This is a genomic window from Frankia sp. QA3 (assembly GCF_000262465.1).
Taxonomy (GTDB): domain Bacteria; phylum Actinomycetota; class Actinomycetes; order Frankiales; family Frankiaceae; genus Frankia.
In genome coordinates this window covers 6,119,792-6,135,688 of sequence record NZ_CM001489.1, presented here as the reverse complement: position 1 = coordinate 6,135,688, position 15,897 = coordinate 6,119,792, and the positions used below count along the sequence as shown (strand labels likewise).

8 protein-coding genes are annotated in these 15,897 nt (G+C 72.3%); 2 read left to right on the top strand and 6 right to left on the bottom strand.

All coding sequences use genetic code 11. The features are described from left to right. The first annotated feature begins 9 nt into the window (after window positions 1-9). Window positions 10-1,419 carry a glutamine synthetase family protein gene (locus tag FRAQA3DRAFT_RS25140; protein ID WP_035923482.1) on the top strand — a complete coding sequence of 470 codons (1,410 nt, stop codon included), beginning with the start codon at window positions 10-12 and terminating at the stop codon, window positions 1,417-1,419. A gap of 60 nt (window positions 1,420-1,479) precedes the next feature. On the opposite strand, the gene FRAQA3DRAFT_RS25135 is transcribed toward FRAQA3DRAFT_RS25140, so the two are convergent. Beyond that, window positions 1,480-3,903, bottom strand: a complete 2,424-nt coding sequence (locus FRAQA3DRAFT_RS25135; protein ID WP_009741862.1) for an MMPL family transporter — start codon at window positions 3,901-3,903, stop codon at window positions 1,480-1,482. 109 nt (window positions 3,904-4,012) lie between these two features. Here FRAQA3DRAFT_RS25135 and FRAQA3DRAFT_RS25130 point away from each other — a divergent pair, with 109 nt between their 5' ends. After that, complete coding sequence (locus FRAQA3DRAFT_RS25130; RefSeq protein WP_009741861.1) at window positions 4,013-4,756, top strand: TetR/AcrR family transcriptional regulator; 744 nt, start codon at window positions 4,013-4,015, stop codon at window positions 4,754-4,756. A gap of 94 nt (window positions 4,757-4,850) precedes the next feature. On the opposite strand, the gene FRAQA3DRAFT_RS25125 is transcribed toward FRAQA3DRAFT_RS25130, so the two are convergent. The 5 genes from FRAQA3DRAFT_RS25125 to gcvP form a co-directional block, all read right to left on the bottom strand. Next, window positions 4,851-5,921 (bottom strand): hypothetical protein, encoded by a 1,071-nt coding sequence (locus tag FRAQA3DRAFT_RS25125; protein WP_009741860.1) that lies wholly within the window; start codon window positions 5,919-5,921, stop codon window positions 4,851-4,853. Between the two features lie 589 nt (window positions 5,922-6,510). Then, the gene (locus FRAQA3DRAFT_RS25120) at window positions 6,511-7,218 is read right to left on the bottom strand and encodes a transcriptional regulator (RefSeq protein WP_009741859.1); all 708 of its coding nucleotides are present in this window, start codon (window positions 7,216-7,218) and stop codon (window positions 6,511-6,513) included. Window positions 7,219-7,224: 6 nt separating this feature from the next. Continuing rightward, entirely contained in the window at window positions 7,225-10,560 is a 3,336-nt protein-coding gene (locus FRAQA3DRAFT_RS37665) for a diguanylate cyclase (RefSeq protein ID WP_009741858.1), read from the bottom strand. 685 nt (window positions 10,561-11,245) lie between these two features. Beyond that, window positions 11,246-11,998: an FkbM family methyltransferase gene (locus tag FRAQA3DRAFT_RS25110; protein WP_009741857.1), complete on the bottom strand. Its 753-nt coding sequence runs from the start codon at window positions 11,996-11,998 to the stop codon at window positions 11,246-11,248. 686 nt (window positions 11,999-12,684) lie between these two features. Beyond that, complete coding sequence (gcvP, locus tag FRAQA3DRAFT_RS25105) at window positions 12,685-15,867, bottom strand: aminomethyl-transferring glycine dehydrogenase (RefSeq protein ID WP_009741856.1); 3,183 nt, start codon at window positions 15,865-15,867, stop codon at window positions 12,685-12,687. Window positions 15,868-15,897 lie beyond the last annotated feature (30 nt).

Genomic DNA, 15,897 nt, shown 5'->3' with positions numbered 1-15,897 from the left:
GATCCTCAGATGGCAGGCATCGAGGCGCTGCACGGGCTACTGACCGGGGACCAGGCGGTCGAGGAGGTCGTCGTCGCCACCGTCGACCTGCAGGGCCGGCTGGTTGGCAGCGCCGTGTCCCCCGAGCACTTCACCGGCGAGGTGCTCGCCGACGGGCTGGGCGCGTGCACCTACCTGCACGCCGTCGACGTGGACATGCAGACCGACGGCGGCTATCCGCGCATCCCCTGGTACGACGGCTTCGGTGATCTTCGACTCCGACCCGATCTGACCAGCCTGCGCCGTGCCCCGTGGCGCCCGTCCTGCGCGGTGGTCCTGGCGGACGCGTCCTGGCCCGACGGTTCCCCCGTGGACGTCGCCCCCCGAACGGTGCTGCGCCGGCAGCTCGATGCGCTCGCCGCCGCCGGGCTCACCGCCCTCGCCGGGACCGAGCTGGAGTTCCTGGTCTTCCGCGAGTCCTACAAACGGGCGGCGCGGCGTTCCTGGTCGGGGCTCACCCCCGCCAGCCGCTACAACATCGACTACGCGTTGTTCGGCACCGAGGAACTCGACGACCTGACCCGCCGCATCCGGCGGGCGATGGCCGGCGCCGGGATAGCGGTCGAGTCGGCTCGGGGCGAGGTTCATCCGGGTCAGTACGAGATCGTGTTCCGGTACGCCGAGGCGCTCCGGGCGTGCGACAACCACGCCCTCTACAAGACGACCGCCAAGAAGATCGCCGCCGTGTCGGGGCAGGCGTTGACCTTCATGGCGAAGTATGACGAGGGCGAGGGGAACTCCTGCCACGTCCACCTGTCGCTGCGAGGGGCGAACGGCGGCGACCCGGTGTTCGCCGCCTCGCCCGATCAGACCATGTCGAAGATGCCGACCGCCCGGTCCGACACCGCCCGGTCCGACACCGCGGGGATGTCGCCGCTGATGTGCTCATTCGTCGCCGGGCAGCTGGCCTGCATGGCCGACTTCACGCTGCTCTTCGCGCCCAACGTCAACTCCTACAAGCGGCTCGCCCCCGGCGCGTTCGCGCCGACAGGGGTGAGCTGGGGTCGCGACAACCGGACGTGCGCGGTGCGGGTCGTCGGCAGCGGAGCGGGGCTGCGCATCGAACACCGCGTGCCAGGCGGGGACGCGAACCCGTACCTCGCCATCGCCGGCATGATCGCCGCCGGCCGGTACGGGATGGAGCACGGGCTGGCGCTCGAACCCGGCCGGGTCGGCAATGCCTTCACCATGCCGGGGCTGACGCCGCTACCCGCGACGCTGCGCGAAGCCGTCGAACGGTGGCGCTCGAGCGCGCTCGCCCACGCGGCGTTCGGCGACCGGGTGGTCGCCCATCTAACCCATGCAGCCGAGGTCGAGCTGGCCGGGTACGAGGGCACGGTCACCGACTGGGAGCGCCGACGCGGCTTCGAGCGCTTCTGAGCCGGCGGCACACTGCTGCCCACGATGCCGCCCGTCCCTTCCCGGGCCGGCCCGATCCGGCTAGCTCGTCGACGGGGTTGGCCGGGCGGCCGGGCCCTCCCCGGCGTCGCCGCCCGGCACCAGCCCGCCCTGACCCGCGGGCTGCTGCGCCGGTGCCAAGCCCGGGGCCGCCGATGCATGCCCTGCGGCCGGGACGGGCGGGGAGCCCGGCCGGGCCGGCGGGGCGGGCGCGTTGTACTCGTGGAGTCCGAACCGGTCATGCAGGATCCGTAGGGGACCCGGTGCCCACCAGTTCGCGTTGCCCGCGACCCGCATGAATGCCGGAACCAGCACCCCCCGGATGAGCGTCGCATCCAGCACGATGGCCAGCGCCGTGCCGACCCCGAACATCTGCATGAAGCGGACCGACGAGGTCGCGAAGGCGATGAAGGTGACGGCGAGCAGCGCCGCCGCGGCGGTCACGATCCGCCCGACCCGGGCAAGCCCGGTGGCGACCGCCTCGGCGTTGGATGCACCGGCGTCGTGCGCCTCTTTGATCCGCGACAGCAGGAAGACCTCGTAGTCCATCGACAGGCCGAAGGCGATGCAGAACAGCAGCACCGGCATGGACGTGTCCAGCGGGCCGGGGGTGAAGTCGAGCAGTCCCGCCAGGTGCCCGTCACTGAAGATCCACACCGACGCGCCGAACACCGCGCTCATCGCCAGGCCGTTGAGCACGATCGCCTTCACCGGTAGCAGCACGCTGCCGGTGAACAGGAACATCAGGACGAAGGTGACCAGCGCGATCAGCCCCAGCGCGAGGGGGAGCCGGTCAGCGATCGTGTTCTTGCCGTCCACCAGGACGGCGGGCGCCCCGCCGATCAGGGCGCTGGTCCCGGCGGGCGACGGCACTGCGCGGGCAGCCCGGACGAGATCCTGCGCGCGACCCGACGCGTAGTCCACCGAGGGCACCACCTGCAACGTGTCCGCGCCGGCGACGGCGAAGCGGCTGCTGGTCGGACCGGGGGGCGCGGCGCGGCGGCCCTGCGCGTAGGTGCCCAGCGCACCGTCCACCCGGGCCACGTCAGGCAGCCGCGACAGGGTCGCCGCGTAGGCGGCCAGCGCCGACCGGTCGACCGATCCCGTCCCCCCGGCCTGCACGACCACCTCCATCGCGCCGCCAAGGCCGGCCGAGAAGTCCTCGCGCAGGGCGTCCCCGACCACCCGGCTCGCCGCCGAGCCGGGCTGGAGCACCCGGTCGTCCGGCGTCCCGAAGTCGACATGCAGGAACGGCGCCCCGAGCACGAGCAGCACCGCGATCACCGGCAGCCCGGTGAGTACCGGCCGGCGCATCACCGTGGCCGCCACCCGCCGCCAGAACGGGGATTCGCCCGCCTCCCGCACCGCAGCCGCGTCCCCCCCGTCCGCACCTGTCACCCCTACCCGCCCGGACCGGCTCGTCCGGCGCCGACGGACCAGCCCGATCAGGCCGCCCACCCGCCAGGAGTTCACCCGCTCACCGAGCACCATCAGCAGCGCCGGCAGCGACACGATCGCCGCCACCACCGCCACCAGCGTCACCGCGATGCCCGCATACGCCATGGACTTCAGGAAGAACGGCGGGAACAGCAGCATCACGGCCAACGCCACGATCACCGTGGCACCGCTGAACAGGATGGTCCGACCGGCGGCGTGAACGGTCACCGCCACCGCCTCGGCGCGGTCACGCCCGGCCGCCAGCTCCTCGCGGAACCGGCTGACCATCAGCAGGGAGTAGTCGATGCCGAGGCCCAGGCCCATCGCCGTCGCCAGGTTCACGGCGAAGATCGACACGTCGGTGAGCCCACCGATCACCGACAGAGCCGCGAAGCCGCCGACGATGCCGAGCAGTCCGATGCCCAGCGGCAGCAGCGCGGCGACGACGCCGGCGAACGCCATCACCAGGAGCGCAAGGGTCAGCGGGATGGCGATCGACTCGGCCACGGCGAGGTCGCTGGAGACCTGCTGGCCGATGTCCTCGCCCACCGTCGCCTCGCCCCCCGGTCGGACGGTCACCGTGTCCGGCCAGCGTTGACCCGACTCGTAGCGATCGACGATGTCCGAGGCCTCGTCATCGTCCCGCACGCTGGCCACGACCAGCGCCGACCGGCCGTCTCGGGAACGCAGCGCCGGCCCCCCGCCGGTCCAGTAGGACACGACGTCGCGGGCCCCCGGCCGGGCGGCGAGATCGGCCGCCACGGACCGGCCCGCGGCGGCGACTGCCGCGTCGTCGACATCCCCCTGCCGGGCAGTGACGAGGAGCAGCACGTTCGGACGGCCGTGGAAGCGGGCGTCCATCACATCGGCAGCCCGGGTGGACTCCGACGCCGGGTCGTCGAAGCCTCCGGTCTCAAGCTTGCCGAAGGCGGTGCTCGCGAGGACGCCGCCACCGAGCAGGACGACGACCGTGAGGACGAGCACCAGGCGCGGACGGCGCGTCACCAGCGCCACAAGGGACGAGAACACGGAATCCTCCACAGATGGGGCACTCACTACAGAGAACAGTGTTCGCGATGGGTGTTCTCGTCAAGGTCGGAGTGATGCGAAGTTGACAGTGTTCACTGCGAGATCGACGATGACCGCTGTGAGTAGTCCAGTCCCCCGCCGTGAACGACTACGGCAGGCCACCCTCGACGAGATCAAGCGAACCGCGCACACCCAGCTGGCGGAGCTCGGTCCCGCTGCCCTGTCCCTTCGGGGGGTGGCGCGCGCGATGGGCATGGCCCCCTCGGCCCTGTACCGCTACGTGGACAGCCGCGAGGTCCTGCTGGCGGAACTGACGGCCGACGGCTTCGCCTCGCTCGCGGACGCCCTGGAGGCCGCGTTCGCGGCGGCCGATCCGCACGACCATCTGGGCCGCTGGCTGGACGTCGCCCGGGCGCACCGCCGCTGGGCGCTGGACCACGCTGTCGAGTACACGTTGATCTTCGGCCCACGTGTGCCGGACGGCGGGTCCGTCGACAGCCGGGTGGCCGCCGAGCTGGAGCGCTCGGTGGCCGTGCTCTTCCGCTGCATGACGGAGGCGATCGGGGCCGGGCTGGTCGACACCGGCCACATCGACGCCGGGCTCACCCCGGCGATGTACGCGAGGCTACGGGCCTGGGCAGGTGACCACGGGGTGGCGATCGACCCCGGCGGCATGGCGGTCTGCCTGGCGGCATGGACCCAGCTGCACGGCTTCCTGTCCCTGGAGACCTTCGGCCACCTCCCGCCGGCGCTCGACGATCCCGCCGACCTGTTCGACCGGCAGATGATCGACGTGTTCGCCCAGGCCTGCCGGGCGATCGCCCCGACAGGCCCGCCCGCGCCGACGACATGACCCGACCGGACCCGATGGTCGGGGCATGCCCCGACCGGATGGGCCGCCGTAGAGCACCCGACCGGGCCGTCTGGCCCGGTCGGGGCAGATCAGGTCAGGCCGACGTGCGCATCCGGCGCTCCAGGGCGTCCAGCGCGACCCGGCGGGCACTCTTGATCTCCGGAAGCCGGGCCTGATACGCCGGCGCCGTGGCCAGCGGCTGGTAGAAGCCCATGCGCGGGACGAAATCCGTCTCGTCGTAGCCCGGCGGCCGGTGCAGTGTGTAGGTGCGGCCCGGAAATAGCAGGTCGTAGTTGTCGGCGATCTGCCAGATGGCGACGTGCGGATCGACCCGGCGCCGCTGGAAGTACGCCTCCAGAACATCGATTGTGAAACTAATCTCATGGAACTGTTTCACGAGATTGTGGTAATGCTGGCCTACCTGATACTTGATCGGCAGCTCGACCTGCAGGCTGTCCGAGTAGTCGAGCAGGTCGAGTGCCAGAACCTTCAGCGAGGTCTCCACGCCATACCCGCGCGAGAAGGCGAGCGCCGCGAAGACATCCGCGTCGATGACGAACTCCCCGATCAGGGGCTGGATAGTCCGCGTGATGGACGGCACATACCGGGCGAGCTGTTTCGACAACAACGATCGCAGCATCTCGGTGGTGCGCCCGCCAGGCTGGCCGTCGCCCGTCACCCTCCGCGAACTTCCGTTCACGAAAAGCGGAGCGTTACCGGCGGTCGTCGCAGCGGCGAGTACCCCCACCGTATACGGATCGTAGCTTTCGAGATCGGCGTCGTGGAAAATGAGCCGGTTGCCGAACGCGAGGTAGGCGAGGCTGCGCATGGCACCGGCCTTCCCACCGGTCGTCGCGGCCTCCCGGCCCGCATGGCGTTGCAGGACGGACTGCCCGCGGACGACCCAGCTCGCGCCCGCGTCCGTCGCGATGCGCACGAGGTCGTGCTCGTCCCCGTCCGAGGACGGATCGACGACGACGCCGATCTCGTCCAGCACGCTGCGTTCCTGCATCCACCGCTGCCGGTTCTGCGCGATGATCTCGCCGAGAGTCCGGGCCGCCTCCGGGCCCCGGGCCGGGATCAACAAGCTCAGGGTGATGCCCTTGGCAAGCTTGTCCACCTCGATCGTGTCGAGGTCGAGGCTGGTGGGTTCGAGCGTTCGCACGGACGCCCCTCTCTCGTGACCTTTCTTGGGTACGGACAGCCCCCGTACCGGTGACGACGTCCTATGGGGATCTGCTACGGACGTTGCGAGATGGGTATCACGCGGACCGGGCGATTCCCCTTCGTGCCGCCGACCGCATGATTGCGTACCTCCGTTCACAACGCCTCGCCCGCCCGGGTCGTTTCCGGTACCTCCCGTGCTCGGGTCCGCCGCGTCCTCTTCGCGGCCTCCGGAGCACGACCCATCCGACACATGCCAGGTGCTGGAGCGTCAAAGTATCGGTGTTGCGGCCCTATCCGTCACTCCCCCTCTTTCCCGACGGGTATCGACCACCACTTCCGGGACCGGGTGCGAACACAGCGCGCCGCACCGGAACCGCACTACCGTCCCACACGGTTACGTTGGGTATCCGACCAAGCGCTCGGAGCGGTTGCTTCGGGACCGATCGGGAAGGAACTACCCGCTGCCGGGCCTGCCGATGCCAGGCCGGCATCGACCCGCCGGATCCGCCCACTCCCCGACCCGGCCGATCGGGCGATGTCACGTCCGGCCACCGTCGCACGCGGCCCCGCCTGGCTGCCCGAACGGATCAGGATGCCGGGCCGATCGGGCGACGGCGACCATCGCTGGAGTCGGGAGGTGCCGGCAGGTCGGCGAGCATGTCCCAGAACATCAGCTCGTAGCCCTGCAGCAGCCTGCCGTACTCACGGGCGCGGGCGAGCGGCTGTCCGGCGCTCAGCGCCTGCGCCACGGCGTCGACCGCCAGGCGCTCCAGCTCCTGCGCGCCACCGGCGAAGAAGTCGAAGAACGCGCAGGCGTCGTCGCCGAAGCCATAGTCCGCCCGCAGCGCCGTGCCGAGCGCGGCACAGTACGAGCCCCAGGCCGCGAAGTTCGCGACGGTGGCGATCACCACCTCGGCAGGGTCGGCGTTCAGAGCAAGCCAGGCCACATAGGCCGGATAGGCCTGCGCCTGCGGGCGAACCTGGTAGGCCGCGAGGGCCGCCTGGTCCATACCGGCGGCCTCGGCGAGCGGAGCCAGGGTGACCGCGGCCTGGCTTTCCCCCGCGGCCAGCGCCGAGAAGAACTCCCCGGCCACGGTGTCCGCGGCCCGCGCGGCGAGGAACAGGAAGCTGCGGCGATCGCTCGGGACCACCCGGGACTCCTCGGCGGCCAGCGCCGCGACGGAGGACAGCGGCGCACCTCCCCGGGCAACCTCGGCCACGAACCGGTTCGCGTCGGGTGCGGGCGCAAGCTCGGCCCGGACGGCATCCAGCAGCTGCACGGCGGACTCGCTCATGTGTCGTCAGTCTCCCTCGGTCAGCATCACGGCTGGGACACCGGCGCGCGGCCGGGCGAGTCCCAGCACGGGCCGGGTGGCCGCCCGCGCGGCCGGGGTGGTCGTAAGCCGGTCGCCCGGGTGGGGCAGCCCGACCCGCCGGTCCGACTCCAGCGCGAGGAAGACGTCGACGACCATCGGGTCGAACTGGGTGGCGCGCCCCGCCAGCAGCTGTTCACGGGCGGCGGGTCCGCTCAGGGGATCCCGCCCGCCGCGCCCGCCGCGCATCGCCGCCCAGGCGGTACAGACCGCGAGGGCCCGTGCCTCCATCCGGATCCGGGACCCGGCGATCCCGTTGGGATAGCCACCCCCGCCGAACCACTCCCGCTGCTGGGCGACGATCTCAGCCTCGATCCGCAGACCCGGCACCTGGGCGAGCAGGTTCGCGCCCATCAGCGGGTGCATCCGGATCAGCCGCCACTCCTCGACGTCCAGGGGGCCCCGTCGAGCCAGGACGTGCGGCGGAAGAAGGATCTTTCCCACATTGTGCAACCGCCCGGCAAGCCGGGCCCGGTGCCGCGCCACGGCGGCATAGCCGAGCACGGTCAACACCTCGCCGAGCCAGTGCGCCACCGCCCGGCCGTCCGCGCGCGGCGCGTGCCAGGCGTCGACCTGCTCGGCGATCCGGCGCAGGCATTCGATGCCGTCGGGCAGGCGCCTGGGCAGCTCGCGCGGCTCCACGGCCAGCACCGCGGCCACCGCGGCGGCGACCGCCGAGGTGGCCGCGTCGACCGCCACAGGCTCGGCAAGCGCGGCCGGTGTGCCGTCCGGATTGGTGGTGTTCGCACGGCCCGATCGGGCTACTTCGCCGTCATCACCGGCCCACAGCCCATCCCACCCGGACGCCGGCGCGCCGGGTGCACCAGGTGGTGCACCCGGCCGGGGGACGCCCGGCGGATCGTTCCCGGCCGGCTCCGCCAGCTGAGGACCGTCCATCCACCGGCCGGGCGCCCGAGAATCACCGACTGGCAGACCCATCCCGAGCGAATCGAGGGCAGACCGCACGATCGGGGGGAGCACGGATCCGAACAGATCAACGGCAGGCCGCAGGAGCGCGGGTGGGCCGATGCCGAGTGGATCTACCGTGAACCTGTCGGCCGCGGGACGATCGCCGGCAGGCCAGTCCATCGGGGATCGACGGGATGGTGGGGAGTCGAGCGCCGGGCGACCGACCGTCGTCAGTCGGGCCGGCCGCGGGCGGGGCGAGGCCCGATCGGGGGGTGCCGGTGTCGCAGACGGGACGTGCCCCGCCGGTACCGACCCCTCCGGACCGATCGCGACCCGATCCCGGCCCGCCTCCTTAGCCGCGTATAAGGCGCGGTCCGCGGCCGCGACCAGCGCGAAGACGTCGTCCGCGTGGTCGGGCAGGACGGCACCGCCGACCGAGACCGTCACCGGCACGGGCAGCGACGACGCCCCGGCGCCCGCGACGGTCCGGAGCCGACCCGCCGCACCTCGCCGGCCGGTCCCGTCCGTCGTTGTCGCGGTGCTCCCCGCGGCCCGGAGGGCATCCGCCGCCGGGACGGCATCGGCCGCCACGGCGCCCCCGCTCACCGCCGTGGTGGCACCGTCCGGCGGCGAACCGGCGCTGCCCGTGCGGGCGGTGAGACCCGCCGCCCAGCCGCGAGATGGCGCATCCCCCGGCTCGGGGACGCCCCTGCTGGAACCAGCGCCGCTCTCGCCCACCGCCGCACCGACACCGCCCGTCCGGCTCCCTGTACCAGCTGCCCGGAGCGCGGCCCCGTCCATCGGCACGCCGGCATCACCCGGCGCAGGCGCGGCACTCCCCACGGGCTCGCCCGGACCGTTCTCCCGCAGGCCCGGCCCACCCGACCGCACGACAGCGCCGGTACCGTCCGGCGGGGCGGGGACACCTGCCGCCGGCGCGGCCCCCACGCCGGGGGACGCGGCCGACCAGTCGGCGGACGCTGCGGCGGTCGGCGCAGGCAGCGCTACCTCCACGGGCTCCCGACCCACCCCGAGCCGCAGCCGCTCGGCGATGTCCGCCAGCGCATCGCCCCGCACGTCCAGCGCGAGCAGCGCGAACTCCTCCCCGCCGTAGCGGGCCACGACATCCCCCGGGCGGGTCACCATGAGCAGTCGCCGGGCCACCTCCGTCAACACCTGGTCGCCGGCCGGATGGCCGAACCGGTCGTTCACGGACTTGAAGTGGTCGACGTCGACAAGCAGCAGGCCCATCCCCGAGCCGACTCGGCGTGCCCGCCGGGCGGCGACCCGCATCTCGGCCTCCAAGTACCGGCGGGTCCGTAGCCCGGTCAGGCCATCTGTGATCGCGAGGTGTCGCTGGTCGGCCTCCAGCCGGGCCATCCGGGTGATGATCAGAAGCACGATCCCGGCACTCACCACCGCGATCACGCCGACGTCGCGCAGATCGCCGCGGCCGGCCTGCACGCCGAGCACCACCGGTCCGACCAGCCCGACGCCACATAACGCGGCCAACCGCCACCCATCCCGGACCGGCACTGCCGGCACTGCCGGCACCGCCACCGACTGGCCCGATCGGGCCAGCGAGGGATGGAGCGCGGCGGCGGCGAGAAGCAGGGCGCTCACCAGCCGAGCGGCGTCCCGGCCGTCGACCGTCGTGCCACCCGAACCGCCCATGCCACCCACGCCGGTGTCACCGATGCGGGCGAACACCTCGACGGCGTCCGCAGCCACGCTCACGAGCACCCCACCTGCCAGCAGAAGCAACGTCGCCGGGCGCTCGCCGTCCCCCGTCGCGAGCCGGATGGTCACACCGGCCACCGCCAGACCCGCCGCGGCGCACACCACCGGGACGATCCCGGCCGCCGAGGCGCCCTCAGCCCGCACCGCCGGTGCCGCCAGATACACCCAGGACAGCAGAAACCCCGCGGCAAGAAGCATCGCGGTGTCCAACAGGCTGGCCACGCTCCGCCCGGGACCACGCGCCCGCAGCAGTGCCAGCAGGCCCGCGACCAGCAGCGGATAGCGGAGGAGCAGAACGATGTCCGCCGCCACCCCAACTGTGACCGAGGACACATCGGAGTGGATGGAGAGGGCCGCGCCGGTTCCCGCGTAGAGAACCTGACTGCCCGCGAGGAGCCCCCAGCCGCACCGCGGGACGGGGGCGGCGCAGCGGCGCGGGCCGGCGAGCAGAGCACCTGCGGCCGACAGGCCCACCAGCAGGTACAACGCCGTCCGGAAGCCGAGCCCGGTACCCGCCGCGGGCGGCAGGACGTATCCGATGACCGCAACCAGGCCGGCACAGAGATAGGCGAGCCAGGCGTGACCCGGCCAGGCGCGCCGCTGCGGGGCCGGCATCACCCCTCGGTTCGGGACGCGGGATCCGTTCGGGACGGCGGCGGCGAAGGCGGTGACGCCGACGTGGCCCCAAGCCCGAACCTGGGCCGCCCACCCGGTGCGGGGACACGGTGGCGTCGGGGGACGGCCTGCGGCAGGACGGTCGTCGGATGGTCCACCGACGACCTCGGGCTCGTCGACGGTGCAGGACCGGCTGGCGGCGAACAGCCACCCCGGGGGGACCAGGCCATGTGCAGCCTCTCAGTTGACCAGACGGGTGGTGCGCCTACCGGCCGCGTACGCCCGATGCCTCCCGGCGATCCACTACCGGATCCGGCAGCTGCGGCGGCACCGGTCTGCGTCCGGGTGGTTCCGATGGGTCGATCGCCGCGACCTTCCGAAACCGTACCGAATCGTCGCTCTTCGTACACAGACGTTTGAGTCCTCATATGGACTCTTGTCCGAGTCTTGTTCTCCGCTCCCACTCACCGGGTGCGCAACCACGTATACGGCCCATCGGCATATCAAGGGGACCCTCGACGCACCCGGATGGTCCTTCCGGCTCCCGCCCGGGCCGCCCACCGCGGTCGTGGGGCGCGAACACCGCGGCGCCGAGAGTCGGTCGTGATGAGCCGGCCCCGCCCGAGTGGCCTCGTCAACGCCGGCCGCTCGGGCACCGGCCGGTGCGCAGGCCCAGTGGCCGACGTCAGGGATGCGCGACGAAGTTGAAATGGCGACCGGTCTCGAAGGTGTCCCGGAACTTCGGCAGGGTGTACGGACCGTCGCCGTCCAGGTCGAAGATCCGAAGACCCAGATCATCGTCGAGCAGTGTGTACATCTCATCCGCCGTCGTGCCGTAGTCGCGCGCCCCGGCGCCGAACTCGAAGACCAGATGCGGCCGGCTGGCGGAGATCAGTTTCCGGGCGCCGCGGAACACTCCGTACTCGGCGCCTTCGACATCGACCTTGATGAGGGCCGGCTGGTAGTCCGCGGGCAGCGCCTCGTCGAGGACCTCGACCGCCACCTCGATCTGCTCGACGTCCTCGGTGTCCGGCACCCGGTCGCGCAGCCCGCTGTACGCGGGCCGGCTGCGGACGTAGGTGAACGGCAGCACCCCGGGTTTGTCCGACAGCGCGGCCTGGCGCACCTGGACCATCGGGAAGTCGGTCGTCAGCGACGCCGCCATGTGGGGCAGCGGCTCGTAGGCGACGTGCCGTCCCCGTGGGGCATGCTGCAGGATCGTCCGGAGCACGTCTCCACGATGTGCGCCCACGTCGATGCAGTTGGAGTTCTCCCGCAACACGAACGACAGCAGCAGCGCCAGATGGCGGTCGTCATTGCGATTGCGCCGAGCCGTCGGCACGACGTTGTCACGCACCAGCTTCAACGCCGGACCGAGGCCCAAATCGACCGCCTTCCGGCGGAGCTGAGCAAGCTGCTTTTCCACCCGAGGATCCATCCGCCACAACCTCCCGTTGCCCCATCGGTGATCTGCCGGAGTGAATGAACTCCGCGCTCCACCACAGCAGCTGGCCACCCACTATTAGGGGCACTCGATCAACGGTCAATAGCGGTAGTACCACCTTCCCGCCACCACGAGCGGCACGGTCGGCGGATTCTGCCGCGACGGAAGACTCGCGCGGCCAAACCCTCACGCCAGGGAAGGGTGATCAGGCCTCTCCATGCGCACCGCGATCCGACGATTACCGGGGCCACGTATTGCGCTGGAGCAGTCGAGGTCCGCATACATTCTCACGGAAAGGAGCCGGATTATCACGTGCAGGATTCCACTCCTGCAAGGCGTGGTCCTCCGGCCACGGTCGGCCGCATCACCGGATGGGTCGCCGCACCCCGACCGAGGACGGAAGCACACGTATTCCGTCCCGCCGGGTCCCGGCTCCGCCGGGCCTGGCCGCTCGTCGCCACCCATCCGGGACGGCCGGCCCGCGGCCACGTCACGATCCTGACACGGCCCTGAAACCCCGCCGCCGCGCCCCCGCACCCCCGACGTGGGACCCACGCGGGGTGGCATACACGCTCCGGTTCGGCGCAGTCCGGACCACCAGAGTCCGGACCGCGCCCACGTCACTTTCCGCGGCCGTCGGACCGTCGGACCGCGCGATTAGTGCACGCGCCGGCGTGCCGTCAGCCGGCGGCGACGAGAACCGGGCCGTCCTCGGACCGCGCGGCGAAGGACTCGACCGGCGGGCAGGTGCAGACCAGATTGCGATCGCCATACGCACCGTCGATCCGGCGCACCGGCGGCCAGTACTTCGCGGCCCGCAGCGAGGCGACCGGATAGGCCGCGACGGACCGCGGATAGGGATGCGGCCATTCATCGGCGGTGACCATCTGGGCGGTGTGCGGGGAGTTGCGCAGCGGGTTGTCCGTGCGCGGCCAGGTTCCGTCGCCGACCTTGTCCGCCTCCGCGCGAATCGCGATCATGGCATCGCAGAAGCGGTCGATCTCGGCCAGATCCTCACTCTCGGTCGGTTCCACCATCAGGGTCCCGGCCACCGGGAAGGACATGGTCGGGGCGTGAAAACCGTAGTCGATGAGCCGCTTGGCCACGTCGTCCACGGTGACCCCGGTCCGCTTCGTCAGCGGCCGCAGGTCGAGAATGCATTCGTGCGCGACCAGTCCGTCACGCCCGGCGTAGAGCACCGGATAGTGCGGACGGAGCCGGTGGGCGATGTAGTTGGCGTTCAGCACGGCCACCGAGGTGGCCCGCCGCAGGCCGTCCGCCCCCATCATCTGGATATACGCCCAGGGAATCATGAGAATTCCGGCGGAGCCCCACGGCGACCCGGAGATGGGCCCGACACCGCTCGCCGGCCCGGCCTCGGCCCGCAGCGGGTGGTTCGGGAGGTAAGGCAGCAGCTTCTCGCCGACCGCGACCGGGCCGACCCCCGGCCCGCCGCCGCCGTGCGGGATGCAGAACGTCTTGTGCAGGTTGAGATGGCTGACGTCGGCGCCGAACTGGCCCGGTTTCGCGAGCCCGACGAGCGCGTTGAGATTCGCACCGTCGACGTAGACCAGCCCGCCGGCCTCGTGCACGATCGCGCACGCCTGCCCGATGCCTTCCTCGTAAACGCCGTGCGTCGACGGATAGGTCACCATCAGCGCGGCGAGAACGTCCGCGTTCGCCCGCGCCAGGCGCGCCAGATCGTCGAGATCAACGTTTCCGTCATCGTCGCAGGCGACCACGACGACGCGCATTCCGGCCATGGCGGCGCTTGCCGCGTTCGTCCCGTGCGCGGAGGAGGGAATGAGGCAGACGTCGCGGACCGGGGCCCCGGGCGCCGCGTTGTCGCGGTGATAGGCGCGAATCGCCAGCAGGCCGGCGAGCTCGCCCTGGCTGCCGGCGTTCGGCTGCACCGAAACGCCCGCGTATCCGGTGATCCGGGCCAGCCAGTCCTCCAGATCGCGGATCATCGTCAGGTATCCGCCGGCCTGGTCGAGGGGGGCGAACGGGTGGATGTCGGCGAACTCCGGCCAGGTGACGGCGGCCATCTCGGTGGTCGCGTTCAGCTTCATCGTGCAGGACCCCAGCGGGATCATGCCGCGGTCGAGGGCCAGATCGAGGTCGGACAGCCGGCGCAGATAGCGCAGCATCGCCGTCTCGGACCGGTGCTCGTGGAAGACCGGGTGCTCCAGGTAGGAGTCGGTGCGCACCAGTTCGGGGGGCAGCGCCGGGCCTGCCGCCGCCGGCCCGGCGGCCGTCACGCCCGCGGGCACCCCGAACGCCGCCCAGACAGCCCGCAGGTCCGCCTCCGCGGTCGTCTCGTTGCAGGAGACCCCGACGTGGTCGCCGTCGACGAGCCGCACGTTGACGCCGTGCGCCAGCGCCTCGGCCACCACCTCGGCGGCCCGGCCGGGCACCGCCGCGACGACGGTGTCGAAGAAGGCGTCGGCGCCGATGGGCACCCCACCGGCCCGCAGCCCCTCGGCGAGCCGGACCGCGAGGCCGTGGATGCGCCGCGCGATCCCGGCGAGCCCCTGCGGACCGTGGTAGACGGCGTACATCGAGGCGAGCACGGCCGGCAGCACCTGGGCGGTGCAGATGTTGCTCGTCGCCTTCTCCCGGCGGATGTGCTGCTCGCGGGTCTGCAGGGTGAGCCGGTAGGCGGGCGCGCCATCCGCGTCGACCGACACCCCGACCAGCCGTCCGGGCAGGGAACGCTCCAGACCCTTGCGGACCGCGAGGTAGCCGGCGTGCGGCCCCCCGAACGACAGCGGCAGCCCGAACCGCTGGGTGCTGCCGACGGCGATGTCGGCGCCGAGCTCGCCGGGCGAGCGCAGCAACGTCAGCGCCAGCGGATCGGCCGCGACCGTGACGACGATCCCCCGCCGGCGCGCCTCGGCGATCACCGGCCGCGGGTCGCGCAGCGCCCCGCCCGGCCCCGGGTAGGACAGCAGCAGCCCGAACGCCGCATCCAGCACCTCCGCGGGCACCCCGGCGTCCGGCGCCGCGAGATCGCCCGCCGCCAGACCCCGGGAGAGGTCGGCGACGTGGACGGTCACGCCCAGCGCCTCCGCCCTGGTCGCCACGACCGCGATCGTCTGCGGGAGCGTGTCGGCGTCGATGAGGAACGTCGCGCGGGACCCCTTCGCCGTGCGCAGCGCGATCTGCATCGCCTCGGCCGCGGCGGTCGGCTCGTCGAGCAGGGACGCTCCGGCCACCGCCAGACCCGTCAGATCGGTGATCACCGTCTGGAAGTTGAGCAGCGCCTCCAGCCGACCCTGGGAGATTTCGGGCTGGTACGGCGTGTAGGCGGTGTACCAGGCGGGGTTCTCCAGAACATTGCGCTGGATGACGCCCGGCATCACCGCCGGGTGGAACCCCAGGCCGATCATCGACGGCACCGGACGGTTGTCGCGCCCCAGCGTGCGCAGCGCCGCCAGGACCGCCGTCTCGTCGAGCGCCGCGGGCAGCTCGAGGGTGCGGTCGTGGATGACGGCCGGGACGGCGGCGTCGGTCAGAGCCCGCAGCGACTCCACCCCGAGGGCGTCGAGCATGGCCCGCTGGGCGTCGGTGTCCGGGCCGATGTGGCGATCGGCGAACTGGGGGTACGACGTGGCCGGCAGCGGTGGGCCGGCATCACCCCCCGCGGTCCTGGCCGGGGCGGCCGGCTGGGTGGGCGGGGTCGCGGCCGTGGTGCTGGCCGCGGTCGCCGTGGTGCCAGGGCCAGAGGCGGAGGCGGCCCGGGGCACGGCGAGGGCGGTCGCGGCGCCGACTACCAGGGGTTCACCGATCGGAGCGGTGTTGTGGCTGGAGGTGGCGGCGGCTGGTACGGAGGCGTCGTCGTGATCGGTGCCGTCATGCATGATGAGCGCTCCGGAGGTCGGGCGACGACG

What these genes read in the sequence shown, in the direction of transcription:
- gcvP (WP_009741856.1), bottom strand. Translation starts at nt 15,867, where the DNA reads ATGCATGACGGCACCGATCACGACGACGCCTCCGTACCAGCCGCCGCC.
- FRAQA3DRAFT_RS25130 (WP_009741861.1), top strand. Translation starts at nt 4,013, where the DNA reads ATGACCGCTGTGAGTAGTCCAGTCCCCCGCCGTGAACGACTACGGCAG.
- FRAQA3DRAFT_RS37665 (WP_009741858.1), bottom strand. Translation starts at nt 10,560, where the DNA reads ATGCCGGCCCCGCAGCGGCGCGCCTGGCCGGGTCACGCCTGGCTCGCC.
- FRAQA3DRAFT_RS25120 (WP_009741859.1), bottom strand. Translation starts at nt 7,218, where the DNA reads ATGAGCGAGTCCGCCGTGCAGCTGCTGGATGCCGTCCGGGCCGAGCTT.
- FRAQA3DRAFT_RS25110 (WP_009741857.1), bottom strand. Translation starts at nt 11,998, where the DNA reads ATGGATCCTCGGGTGGAAAAGCAGCTTGCTCAGCTCCGCCGGAAGGCG.
- FRAQA3DRAFT_RS25140 (WP_035923482.1), top strand. Translation starts at nt 10, where the DNA reads ATGGCAGGCATCGAGGCGCTGCACGGGCTACTGACCGGGGACCAGGCG.